Raw genomic sequence first — 10,263 nt, forward strand, 5'->3', positions numbered from 1 at the left:
TCAGGCGCGGCGAACCTCAAGCAGCGTCTTGCCGACGGTGGAGCGCGACTCGATGGCCCTGTGCGCGTCGGCGGCGCCTTCGAGCGGGAAGCGCTGCCCGATGACGGGCCGGAGCCGTCCCTGGGCCGCCTCGTGCAGGGCGCTGATGGTGAACTCGCGGAGCTGCTCCGGCGTGGCCTTCGGCTGGACGAGCGTCACCCCTCGTTCGGCCGCCTGCTCCTCCGGGACGCTCGCCCACTCGCCGGACGCCAGCCCGAAGCTGACCATGCGCCCCTTGGGCCGGACGAGAGTGAACGCCTCGCGGGCCACATCGCCGCCGACCCCGTCGAAGACGACGTCCACCGTGCCGGCCTTCTCGGCCCAGCCGGGCTCGCGGTAGTCGACCGCCTCGTCCGCACCGAGGCGCATCGGGACCTCGGTCTTGTGCGCACCCCCGGCCGCCGCGACGACGGTCGTCCCCCTGGCCTTCGCCAGCTGCACGAGAAGCGTCCCGACCCCGCCGGCCGCCGCCTCCACCAGCACCCGCTCCCCCGGCCTCGGGTCGGCCGCACGCAGCATCATCGTCGCCGTCCGGCCGTCGGCGAGAAGGGCGACCGCGTCGTCGAGCGCCAGGCCGTCCGGGACGTCGAAGAGCCCCTTCGCATCAACGGCCGCCTTCTCCGCGTAGGCGCCCGTCCCGCCGGTGCTGCTGACGACCCGCCGTCCGACCAGCCGTCCGTCCACACCGGCCCCGACCGCCGTCACCACACCGCCGACCCCGTTGCCGGGGATGACCGGCGGTTCCAACTTCACCGGCGCCGGACCCGTGCCCGCCCGCATCTGCGTCTCGACGAACGTGATGTTGACGAACTCGACCTCGATCAGCACCTGCCCCTCACCCGGAACCGGATCCGGCGCCTCTTCCGGGACGAGCACCTCCGGCCCACCGAACTCCTTCAGCCACACCGCGCGCATGTGAACCCCTCCGATCAGCGGTAGCTCCTCCAGACTGCTACCTCAAGCAAGGTCGAGGTCAACTCGTTCGCAACGAATCTCTTTTCTCGCCCCACGAGGCTCTGTAAGCTTTCGCGCGAGTTCTGCCCCCGTTGTCGGCTGCCGCTCAAGGAAGACGATGCGCGCCCGGTTGGTACGTTCCTCCCCGCTCGGGTCGCCCCGCGCCGCCTCCGTGCTCGTCACGGCGGCCGCCGTGTGCGCGGCCGCCGGCTGCGGCTCGTCCGGCTCGTCCTCGAACGGCGAGTTCGCCCCGAACGGCTCCTTCGACACCGGCTCCGCCGCCCCCGCCCCGGCCGCCGCAGCCCCCTCGGCGATCCCGACGGCGGAGCTTTACAAGACCGTCCTCGAGCGGTACCGCGCTTACCAGGACGCCTACAAGAAGGCCTACGACACCAACGACCCGTCCAACCTGCCCGACGTCGCCATGGACCCCCTCCTCACCGAGGTCACCAACGACGTAGAGGCGACCAAGGCCAAGGGCGTCATCTGGCGCTTCACGAACACGTTCAATCCTCGGGTCTACGCCCGCTCCAAGGACAGCACGAAGGTCTACGTCATCGACTGCATCCGGACCCTCGCCGCCTACCGCTACTCCGCGAAGACGGGAGAGCGACTCAACGGTGGACCGGGCGTGGCCCACATCCAGCGGACGACCCTCCAGTACGACTCCGGTGTATGGAAGGCCGCGGCAACTGCCCAGGACAAGACATGCTGAAGGCCGGCAGGGAAGGACAGACAATGCCTCCCAACCCACCCACTCGACGCCGTGCGGCCTCCTGCATGGTCATCGCTGCGACTCTCATTGCGCCTGCCCTGGCCGCCGTCCCCGCTAGGGCCGATGATTGCGGAGCCCCGAAAGACCTGTATTGCAACCCGAAGACGAGCAAGACCATCACCACTGGTGGCGGCGGTGGGACGGGCGGAGGAGGCGGCGTTTCCGGGCCTGTCGATCCACCCGACCCAGTGGGGCTGACTGACAACGAGGCGGTGGATGCCGTCAACGGCCCAGGCGGTAACGCGCCACCGGCCCAGGCACCGCCGACCACGTTGCAGCTTGTCGACGAGGCCCTGACCACCAAGGGCTTTCCTGTTCCCGTAGTGCACACCGCACCGAACGGGAAGACATATGTGCGTGTTCGGACAGCTCTGTGGGTGGACAACTTCGACGTCGTACAAACGGAGCCGGTGAGCGCGGGCGACCAGACAGTCCAGGCGACGGCCAAGCCCGTCTCGGTCAGATGGAACATGGGCGAAGACGAGTTCACCTGCAAGAGCGCCGGCAGCAAGGACGGCAAGTCCTGCAACTACACCTACAAGCAGTCCTCCGCAAGGCAACCGGGCGGAAAGTACCAGATCACCGCGACCATCACCTGGAACATCACCTGGACGTGTGAGGGTGACGACTGCGACAACGCTGGGGGCGACCTCGGGGAACGGCCCATCTCCTCGGGGCCCACACCACTGGTCGTCAGCGAAATCCAGACCAACACGGGCCAGTGACAGATCGCGAACATCGGCTGCCCGGGTTCATCGAACTCGCGGAGCTGGGGACAGGCGCCCAGGGCGAGGTCGTGCTCGCTCGGCACGAGTCGGGCGGCGGAGCGGTAGCGATCAAGTACCTCGCCGCCGACCTCCTCGGTGATACGGCCGCGAGGAGCGTCTTCCGCGAAGAGGCTCAGATGCTCAAGCGGGTGAACAACCCGCATGTGGCGCGATTACTCGATTATCTGGAGTCGCCCTGGGGCGCGGCGATCATTTTGGAGGCGGTGCCCGGCCGTGCCCTCCGGAAGGTACTGGACGAACTTGAAGGGGCGCTGGCACCCGAGGCGGCCTTGGCGATCCTCAAAGGCTCACTGCTCGGCTTGGCTGCGGCACACTCCGTAGGCGTCGTCCACCGCGACTACAAGCCCGGGAACGTACTCGTGCAGGACGACGGGCAGAGCAAACTCATCGACTTCGGCATCGCCGTCCTCACCGGGCAGGGCGGCCAAGCCGGGACACCCGCCTACATGTCCCCGGAGCAATGGGCGGGCGGACCCGCCACCCCGGCGACCGACCTTTACGCGGCAACGTGCGTGTTCGTCGAATGCGTCACGGGCAAGAGGCCCTTCACCGGAGCAACTCTCGCCGAACTGAAGACGGCGCACGAGGAGGGCTTCACGTCCTTCGAGAGCATCTCCGAGCCGCTGCGTCCTCTCGTCCAACGTGGCCTGGCGAGAAGACCGAGTGACCGGATCTGGAACGCCTACGAGTTCGTCAGCGAGTTGGAATCGGTCGCCGCACAGGCTTACGGGCCCGACTGGGAACGGCGGGGCTTCCTCGCACTCGGCGCGGTCGCCGCGACCGTCGTGACGGCCGCCCCACTGGCAATGCTCGGCGGCGCCCTCCTGACTCCCGGCGCATCGGCGACCGGCACCGCAGCGTCCACGGCACTGGGCCACGTCGCCACCGGCCTCGCGCAGAGCGCCACCTCGGTGGACGTGATGGCGAAAACCGGCGCGTCCATGTCCAAGGGCTTCCTGAGCAAGATCGGCGGGGCGAAGGGCGCCGCTGCGATCGGGGTCGCGGGAGTGGGCGGTGTGATCGCTGCATGGTTGCTCTGGCCCGGCCCGAGCGTGGGCGGGACGAGCCACGCCGGAGTCCACGCGTACTTCACCAAGCCGGGCGTGCTCCTCGGGCAGGCTTACCTGCCCGCCTCGGAGACCCCGTACATCGACTTCAAGTACTCGCTCAGCCCGGCCAGGGCCAAGACCGGCACCGAAGTGCGCCTCGTCGAGGAGTTCCGAGGACGCACCACTGGAGCCGTCTACTACACCCCGAATGGTGAGCGCCAATGCCTCGGACATGAGGCAAAGCCTCCGAAGACCCATGCATACGAATGGGCGATCGGACTCGGCAAAGAGCAACTCGATATTGAAAGCTCTGACTACATGGCCTTTTACCGCATCCCGCCGGCCAAGCGGAACGACATCCCTCAGAAGACGACGGGCGCCATAATCCTCCCCGTCCGCAGCGACACGAGCGGTGAACAGCAGCCGTTCGTCCAGGCAGAATGCGCCACCATGAGCCGCTGGACGACCACGTCCAGGATCGTCCTTCCGGACCATGACCTCCTACCACCGGGCACATACTTGGTGGCACCGCACGCACCGATGAAGGTGACCAAGACAGTACGGGAGGACGAGGCGATCCCTCCGGAGTCGGCAGGGGCGCGGATCGACGGAACACTGCCGGTGATCGAGGTACTGGACGGCTGACGCGCCGGCCCGCCCCAGCCCGGCGTCACGCGGTCCGTTGCAGGACGCGGCAAGCACCGGCCAATCACGGTCGGCGGCTGCCCTCACAGCGCACACACCCGCACCCGGCGCGCTGTGAGTTCGTCCGGGAAGGGGGTTTCACCGTTCATCGCCGCTTCCAGCAGGTCCGGTGACGAAGCCGTGATGAGACGTCGCCCAGCCGCCCGCCACATGCCGCCGTCCACCCAAACGGCCCACCCGGGGAAGCGTCCCCGCAGATCGGTCAGCAGCTCGGCCTCGTTCACGCGGGTCCCTCGGGCAGGAGCGCCCAGACGGCCTTGCCGCCACCTCCGAGCGGCTGGGCGCCCCACTCCTTGACGAGCGCACCCAGCATCGCGAGCCCGCGGCCGTCCTCGCTCAGCAGTTCAGCCGAGCCGGCGACCGGCAGGACGTCGGAGGAGTCGAAGACCTCCACGACCGTCCCCTTGTCGGCCTGAAAGAGCCGCACCTTCGCCGTGGTGCTGCCGGTGTGCCGCAGGACGTTCGTCACGAGCTCCGACACCACGACTTTCGCCACGTACGCGTCCTGCCCCCACTTCTCCAGGACGTTCTCCACCCAGTCCCGAGCGGCCTTGATCGACTCGGCCTGCACCGGCACAACGATCTCTGCGGGCTCCTGCATGAAACGATCACCTCCGAGTTTCGTGACTCAATGCACAGAATCCACTCCGAGGAGTAATCTGACTATGCAAGCTCCGAACCGCACACCGAGGACTTAAGGCCACTTACAAACGGTTCAGATCTGCTGGAGGTCCCCCCGCCATGGCCAAGCGCAAGCCGTCCCCCGCCCTCAAAGCTTTCGGTGCAGAGGTCAGACGCCTGCGAGAAGAGGCGAACATCACCCGAACGGAACTCGCCCAGCGGGTAGCGGTCACGCCCTCGTACATCTCGCAGGTCGAAAGCGGCAACACGCGCTGCCGCATGGACTTCGCCCAACGCCTGGACCAGGCACTGAACACGGGCGAGCAACTCACGACGGCCTGGACCAAGCACCTCCGCAACGCCAACTACCCGAAGTTCTTCGCCGACTACCCCGAGGCCGAAGCCACGGCCGAACTCCTACGCGCCTACGAGGCAACATTCGTCACCGGGCTTCTACAGACGCCGGAGTACGCCCGCGTCCTCCTCCCCAGCGAGGCCGCCGTCGATCGGCGTCTCCTGCGTCAGCAGATACTCTCCCGTGAGGCACCGCCCAAGCTCATCGTCGTCCTGGATGAGAGCGTGCTTGCACGCGAAGTCGGCGGCCCCGAAGTGATGCGGGCGCAGTGCGAGTACTTGCTGACGATGTCACAACAAAAGAACATCACCATCCAGCTAGCCCCCATCGCCTACTACCCCGGTATCTCCGGATCGTTCAACATCGCCACACAGCCAACACGCGAAGAACTGGTCTACCTGGAGACCTCACCCGGAGGCCTCACGTCTGATGATCCAAGGGATATCTTGCACGTAGTCAGCGCGTTCGCGGAGTTGCAGGCGCGCGCCATGAGCGTCAGTGACTCCAGGGACTCCATACGAAGGGCGATTGACCGGTGGACGATGTGACCTGGCGCAAGTCGCGGCGAAGCAACGACCAAGAGGGAGCCTGTGTGGAAGTGGCAGCCCTTCTCACTGGTGTGGGAGTGCGGGACTCCAAGGACCCGGACGGCCCCAAACTCCTCCTCACCCCCACCACATTCCGCGCACTCCTCACCGACATCAAACAGCAGTAACCCTCCAACCAGCCAGGAAGCCCCGGTTTTCATCCGGGGCTTCGCCACATCCAGACAACTCGACTCCGCGTCCGTACGCTGAAAGGGAGATGCCGCACAGCAACGGCAGGAGCTCCGTGGATCAGGTGACGTGGCATAAAGCACAGCGCAGTAACGACCAGGGCGGTGAGTGCGTGGAGGTCGCTGCCGTGGCCGGAGGTGTGGGTTTGCGGGACTCCAAGAACCCGGGCGGGCCCAGACTCCTCCTCGACCCCACCGCGTTCCGCGCACTCCTGACCGCACTCAAGGACACGCGGGCCTGAGCATTGTCACTAAAGGCGGACTCAACGGACGAGTCGGGGTGGCGCAGGTCCAGCCACAGCGACAACCTCGGGGGTAACTGCGTGGAACTGGCAGAGCTCGCAGGGGATGTGGGCGTGCGGGACTCCAGGGATCCGGGCGGGCCCAAGCTCCTCCTCGATCCCCCCACATTCCGCGCACTTTTGAGCGACCTCAAGCGGCAGTAGCCCCCAGCCGGTCTCGTCTGCCGGCTGCATATCCTTGGGGCCATGAGTGCCCAGCCCCCGGAGTCGTCTCCGCGTACTGTTCCGTCCGGTGAGCTTCGCGCCTCCCATGCCGATCGGGATGCGGTGGTGGAGCGGTTGCGTGATGCGGCGGCCGAGGGGCGCATCGATCTCGATGAACTCGATGCGCGCGTGGAGCAGGCGTTGAACTCCAGGACCCACTCCGAGTTGGCCGTCCTGACCGCCGACTTGCCGAAGGCCGAATCCGCTGCGGAGCGGTCGCCGCTGGTACTCAAGGGCGGTCTGCACGGCGCGTCTCGTGGTCCTGGGCGCTGGGAGGTTCCCGAGCGGGTGGTCGCTCACGGAGGTCTGGCGGGTGTGAAGATCGACTTCACCCGGGTCGAGTGCCGTCTCGCCGAGGTCGCGGTGGAGGCGTACGGGGAGGCAGCGGGCGTCACGATCGTCATCCCCGACGGCTGGGCCGCGGACACCACGGGCATGGATCCCGGCCTCGGCGGCCTGAAGGACAAGACCACTCCCGACCGGCTCCCGGGCACCCCGCTGGTCCGGCTCACGGGGTCCGGCGGCCCGGCCGGAGTGGTCATCCGCCACCCCAACCGCCGGGAACGGCGCAAGCTGCAGAACAACCCGACGTAGGGGCAGGCCCTCACGCACTCGGGGCCTCACGACGCCGCGCGGTTCAGGCGTCAGTCGCGGTGTCGGAGACCACCCGGTCGCCGCCCGGCGGCACGGCGTCCATCAGGGTCCGCACGATCTGGGACGGTTCAGAGCCGCCGGGGCCATCACCGCGAACATCAGCACAGTCAGTCGGGCAGGGCGGCGGTGAGGTCCACCTCGACGAGCTGGCCGGGGAAGCCGAGCTGCGCGACGCCCAGGAGAGTGCTCGCGGATGTGAACGCCGGTCCGAGGGCGGAGGCGGTGAGCCGGGTCCACGCGGTGCTCAGGTCGTCCCGGACGTCGCTCCGCACGTAGACCACCGAACGCACCACGTGCTGCGGCTCGGCGTTCACCGCCGCGAGGGCGGCGAGCGCGTTCGCGACGATCCGGTCGACCTGCGCTTCGATGGATCCCGGGCCGACGAGGGAGCCGCCCGGGTCGAGGGGGCACTGTCCCGCCAGGTAGGCCGTCCGCCCGGTCTCGGCGACGGTGATGTGGTGGTATCCGGGTGTCCGGTGCAGCGACTCGGGATTGATGCGGGTGATCTCGGCTGTCATGGCCGCAAGTCTGGCCGAGACGCCGGGAGCGGCACATCCCGTTTCCCTGCCGCGGGTTCCGCGGTCAGCGGCGGTTCGCCTCCGCGTACAGCTGGGGGCGGGCGAACCAATCGGCGTCGAGGCGCTGGCCGGTCAATGACTCCAGGGTGGCCATGGCGGTCTCCCAGTCCGGGCCCGGAAGGTCCTGTGCACTGAGGTCGCACAGCGCGCCGAGGTGGTCGGTCAGGGCGTCGGGATCGGTGCCCCATCGGGTCAGCGGGTCGAGCATGTCCAATTCGGTGATCACCACACCGTCGACGAGGTGGTAGAGCCTGTTGAAGTTGTTGATCAGCCAGAACACCGAGTGGACCGTGGCGTCCCTGCTGAGCCGCCGCAACGCGTCCGCCTCGGCCGTCGCGGTGCCGTATCCGACGATGACGAAGGCGTCGCCGCGCTGTTCGAGGAAGACCGCGTCGTCGAAGTCGTAGTCACTGTCGTCGTCCGGGCGGCGGGTGGTCACGGTGTCCGGGTCCCCGTGCAACCGGCGCACCAGTTCCCGCACTGTCACGTCGGCACTGTGCGGGCGGACGACGGTCCAGCACAGGTTCTCTGCCGGGTGCGGCGAGACATGGTCCAGTTGCCGGAGCATCCGTACGTAGTGCTCGACTTGCTCCGGTACCGGGCCCGTCATGATCGGCTCCTTCGGTCGTCGGCCGGCCGCCCCTGCCGGAACGCCGAGACCGCCACCGGCCCGGACGCCGCCCGGTAGCGAGCCGGTCGGGTCGCAGCGGGTGGTTCAGGTGGGTTTGTGGGCCATTCCGCCCCAGAGGGCGGCGGGGGCGGCGGCCTCCAGATCGGAGCGGGGGCGCCATCTTGAGACCTCGACGACGCCGGGCTCGATGAGTTCCAGGCCGGTGAAGAAGCCGGTGACCTGTTCGCGGTCGCGCAGTGTCACCTTTTCCGTCGAGTTCTCGTTCATGGCCCGCGCGAACGCGGCCATCTCCTCGGGGAAGATGTCGTTCGCGGTGTGGGACACCACCAGGTGGCTGCCCGCGGGCACGGCGTCCATCAGCGTGTTCGCGATATGGGACGGGTTCGACTCGTCCGGGATGAAATGGAGGACGCCGATGAGCATGACCGCCACCGGCTTGGTGAAGTCCAGCGTGCGGGCCGCCTGCTGAAGGATCGTGGCGGGGTCGCGCAGGTCGGCGTCGATGTAGTCGGTCATGCCCGGTTTGCTGCTCTTCAGCAATGCCTCGGCATGCGCCAGGACGATCGGGTCGTTGTCGACGTAGACGATCCGGCACTCGGGGACGAGCGCCTGGGCGACCTCGTGGGTGTTGTCGGCCGCCGGCAGCCCGGTCCCGATGTCCAGGAACTGGCGGATCCCGGCCTCGGCGACCAGGTACTCCACCGTCCGCGCCAGGAACGCACGATTGGCCCGCACGGATTTGACCGTGGACGGAAACGCCTTCAGGCCGGCCTCGGCGGCCGCTCGGTCGACCTCGAAGTTGTCCTTGCCGCCCAGCCAGACGTCATAGACCCTTGCGGGGTGAGGGATGTTCGTGTTGACCCGGGAGAGTTTGTCCTGACCCGATGACTCTTCTGGCAGGTCCGATGCCACGAACGTCTCCTCACACACCGCCATTGATAAGGCAAAACCACCATATATCCGCCACGCCTTTCCCTCGCACCGCTCAGCAGACAGGGCTGCCGCGAGGTCCACCCCGACGAGCCGATTACCCCTCACACTCCGTTGACCTGCGGCGTGTTGTTGTTATGAAGGCGCTCATAACAACAACACGCCGCAGGTCAACGGGATGGGACGGGGGGGAGGTGGGCGTCTTTCGCCGGGCCGGTGGACGGGTGCCGCGCTGCCGGTGCCGGTGTGGGCTCGTCCGAACCCGGGGCGGGGCTCGGACGTCGGAGGAGGGTGACAAGTGCGCTGGTAGGATCTCGGGCGATGCGTGGGCGGTAGCGGTGACGCAGCCAGGTGGCCCGCCCCGGCGTGATACGGCCGATATTCGCTCGGCGCGGGATTCCGTCCGCCCGCATGTCCACAGTTAGGTTCCCCGGTGCTGCTCTCCCCTCTGGCCGATCGTCGTTTCAAGGCCGGTGCGTTGCCGGCCGCCGCCAGGGGCAACTGGTTGTTCGTCGTGGTGCTGCTCGCGGGTGTCGTGCTGCGGGTCGTCACCATGCTGGGGTTCCGGGGCGTGCTGTGGTTCAACGACAGCTACGACTTCCTGCGGATCGCCGACGACCCGTTCCCGCATCCGCTGCGGCCGTCCGGTTACGGGCTGTTCCTGTGGGGGTTGAAGCCGTTCCACAGCCTGGCGCTCGTGACGTTGCTGCAGCATGCGGCGATCGTCGGGCTGGCGGTGGTCGGCTACCGGATGCTCGTCCGCGACTTCGAGGTGCGGCGGACGTGGGCGGCGCTGGCCGTCACGCCGATCCTGCTGGACTCGTACCAGATCGAGCTCGAGCATCTGCTCCTGTCGGACACCTTGTTCACCGTGCTCATCTTCGGGGCGCTGCTGGTGCTGGC

General features: G+C 67.8%; 14 protein-coding genes and 1 pseudogene. 9 read left to right on the forward strand and 6 right to left on the reverse strand.

The annotated features are described in order from the left end of the window. Positions 1 to 954, reverse strand: a complete 954-nt coding sequence (locus E1284_RS01645; RefSeq protein WP_131936235.1) for a zinc-binding dehydrogenase — start codon at positions 952 to 954, stop codon at positions 1 to 3. A 157-nt stretch (positions 955 to 1,111) separates the two neighbouring features. Between E1284_RS01645 and E1284_RS01650 the strand changes: the two genes are divergently transcribed. The 3 genes from E1284_RS01650 (at position 1,112) to E1284_RS01660 (ending at position 4,250) form a co-directional block, all read left to right on the forward strand. Continuing rightward, positions 1,112 to 1,708: a hypothetical protein gene (locus E1284_RS01650; protein ID WP_131936237.1), complete on the forward strand. Its 597-nt coding sequence runs from the start codon at positions 1,112 to 1,114 to the stop codon at positions 1,706 to 1,708. Between the two features lie 248 nt (positions 1,709 to 1,956). Then, a complete protein-coding gene (locus E1284_RS01655) occupies positions 1,957 to 2,493 on the forward strand; it encodes a hypothetical protein (RefSeq protein WP_131936239.1) in 537 nt (178 codons plus the stop codon). Beyond that, positions 2,490 to 4,250 (forward strand): serine/threonine-protein kinase, encoded by a 1,761-nt coding sequence (locus E1284_RS01660; protein ID WP_165965085.1) that lies wholly within the window; start codon positions 2,490 to 2,492, stop codon positions 4,248 to 4,250. Before E1284_RS01655 ends, E1284_RS01660 begins: the two co-directional genes overlap by 4 nt. Before the next feature lie 83 nt (positions 4,251 to 4,333). On the opposite strand, the gene E1284_RS01665 is transcribed toward E1284_RS01660, so the two are convergent. Together E1284_RS01665 and E1284_RS01670 are read right to left on the reverse strand one after the other, a co-directional pair. Further along, positions 4,334 to 4,534 (reverse strand): hypothetical protein, encoded by a 201-nt coding sequence (locus E1284_RS01665; RefSeq protein ID WP_131936243.1) that lies wholly within the window; start codon positions 4,532 to 4,534, stop codon positions 4,334 to 4,336. Further along, positions 4,531 to 4,911 (reverse strand): ATP-binding protein, encoded by a 381-nt coding sequence (locus E1284_RS01670; protein ID WP_131936245.1) that lies wholly within the window; start codon positions 4,909 to 4,911, stop codon positions 4,531 to 4,533. The genes E1284_RS01665 and E1284_RS01670 overlap by 4 nt, the downstream gene beginning before the upstream one ends. A gap of 140 nt (positions 4,912 to 5,051) precedes the next feature. On the opposite strand from E1284_RS01670, the gene E1284_RS01675 reads away from it, so the two are divergent. From E1284_RS01675 to E1284_RS01695, 5 genes are all read left to right on the forward strand, one after another. Further along, positions 5,052 to 5,834 carry a helix-turn-helix domain-containing protein gene (locus E1284_RS01675; protein ID WP_131936247.1) on the forward strand — a complete coding sequence of 261 codons (783 nt, stop codon included), beginning with the start codon at positions 5,052 to 5,054 and terminating at the stop codon, positions 5,832 to 5,834. Beyond that, positions 5,831 to 6,001: a DUF397 domain-containing protein gene (locus E1284_RS01680; protein WP_341770363.1), complete on the forward strand. Its 171-nt coding sequence runs from the start codon at positions 5,831 to 5,833 to the stop codon at positions 5,999 to 6,001. The genes E1284_RS01675 and E1284_RS01680 overlap by 4 nt, the downstream gene beginning before the upstream one ends. 89 nt (positions 6,002 to 6,090) lie before the next feature. Beyond that, positions 6,091 to 6,303, forward strand: coding sequence for a DUF397 domain-containing protein (locus E1284_RS01685; RefSeq protein ID WP_131936251.1), 213 nt, complete (start codon positions 6,091 to 6,093; stop codon positions 6,301 to 6,303). Positions 6,304 to 6,306: 3 nt separating this feature from the next. Beyond that, positions 6,307 to 6,507, forward strand: a complete 201-nt coding sequence (locus E1284_RS01690) for a DUF397 domain-containing protein (protein ID WP_131936253.1) — start codon at positions 6,307 to 6,309, stop codon at positions 6,505 to 6,507. Positions 6,508 to 6,549: 42 nt separating this feature from the next. Further along, positions 6,550 to 7,161 (forward strand): DUF1707 SHOCT-like domain-containing protein, encoded by a 612-nt coding sequence (locus E1284_RS01695; RefSeq protein WP_131936255.1) that lies wholly within the window; start codon positions 6,550 to 6,552, stop codon positions 7,159 to 7,161. 167 nt (positions 7,162 to 7,328) lie between these two features. Here E1284_RS01695 and E1284_RS01700 read toward each other — a convergent pair whose 3' ends face one another. The 3 genes from E1284_RS01700 to E1284_RS01710 form a co-directional block, all read right to left on the reverse strand. Beyond that, positions 7,329 to 7,739: a RidA family protein gene (locus E1284_RS01700; RefSeq protein WP_131936257.1), complete on the reverse strand. Its 411-nt coding sequence runs from the start codon at positions 7,737 to 7,739 to the stop codon at positions 7,329 to 7,331. Positions 7,740 to 7,803: 64 nt separating this feature from the next. After that, a complete protein-coding gene (locus tag E1284_RS01705) occupies positions 7,804 to 8,409 on the reverse strand; it encodes a DUF6461 domain-containing protein (RefSeq protein WP_131936259.1) in 606 nt (201 codons plus the stop codon). Between the two features lie 105 nt (positions 8,410 to 8,514). Further along, complete coding sequence (locus tag E1284_RS01710) at positions 8,515 to 9,342, reverse strand: SAM-dependent methyltransferase (protein WP_243714193.1); 828 nt, start codon at positions 9,340 to 9,342, stop codon at positions 8,515 to 8,517. Between the two features lie 451 nt (positions 9,343 to 9,793). Here E1284_RS01710 and E1284_RS01715 point away from each other — a divergent pair. After that, positions 9,794 to 10,263: pseudogene (locus E1284_RS01715) on the forward strand (hypothetical protein); the annotation flags it as partial.

This window comes from Actinomadura bangladeshensis, assembly GCF_004348335.1.
Lineage (GTDB): Bacteria > Actinomycetota > Actinomycetes > Streptosporangiales > Streptosporangiaceae > Spirillospora > Spirillospora bangladeshensis.

Bases quoted from the DNA above. Each gene is read 5' to 3' on its own strand.
- E1284_RS01685 (WP_131936251.1), top strand. From the start codon at position 6,091: ATGCCGCACAGCAACGGCAGGAGCTCCGTGGATCAGGTGACGTGGCAT.
- E1284_RS01645 (WP_131936235.1), bottom strand. From the start codon at position 954: ATGCGCGCGGTGTGGCTGAAGGAGTTCGGTGGGCCGGAGGTGCTCGTC.
- E1284_RS01705 (WP_131936259.1), bottom strand. From the start codon at position 8,409: ATGACGGGCCCGGTACCGGAGCAAGTCGAGCACTACGTACGGATGCTC.
- E1284_RS01650 (WP_131936237.1), top strand. From the start codon at position 1,112: ATGCGCGCCCGGTTGGTACGTTCCTCCCCGCTCGGGTCGCCCCGCGCC.
- E1284_RS01670 (WP_131936245.1), bottom strand. From the start codon at position 4,911: ATGCAGGAGCCCGCAGAGATCGTTGTGCCGGTGCAGGCCGAGTCGATC.
- E1284_RS01695 (WP_131936255.1), top strand. From the start codon at position 6,550: ATGAGTGCCCAGCCCCCGGAGTCGTCTCCGCGTACTGTTCCGTCCGGT.
- E1284_RS01675 (WP_131936247.1), top strand. From the start codon at position 5,052: ATGGCCAAGCGCAAGCCGTCCCCCGCCCTCAAAGCTTTCGGTGCAGAG.
- E1284_RS01700 (WP_131936257.1), bottom strand. From the start codon at position 7,739: ATGACAGCCGAGATCACCCGCATCAATCCCGAGTCGCTGCACCGGACA.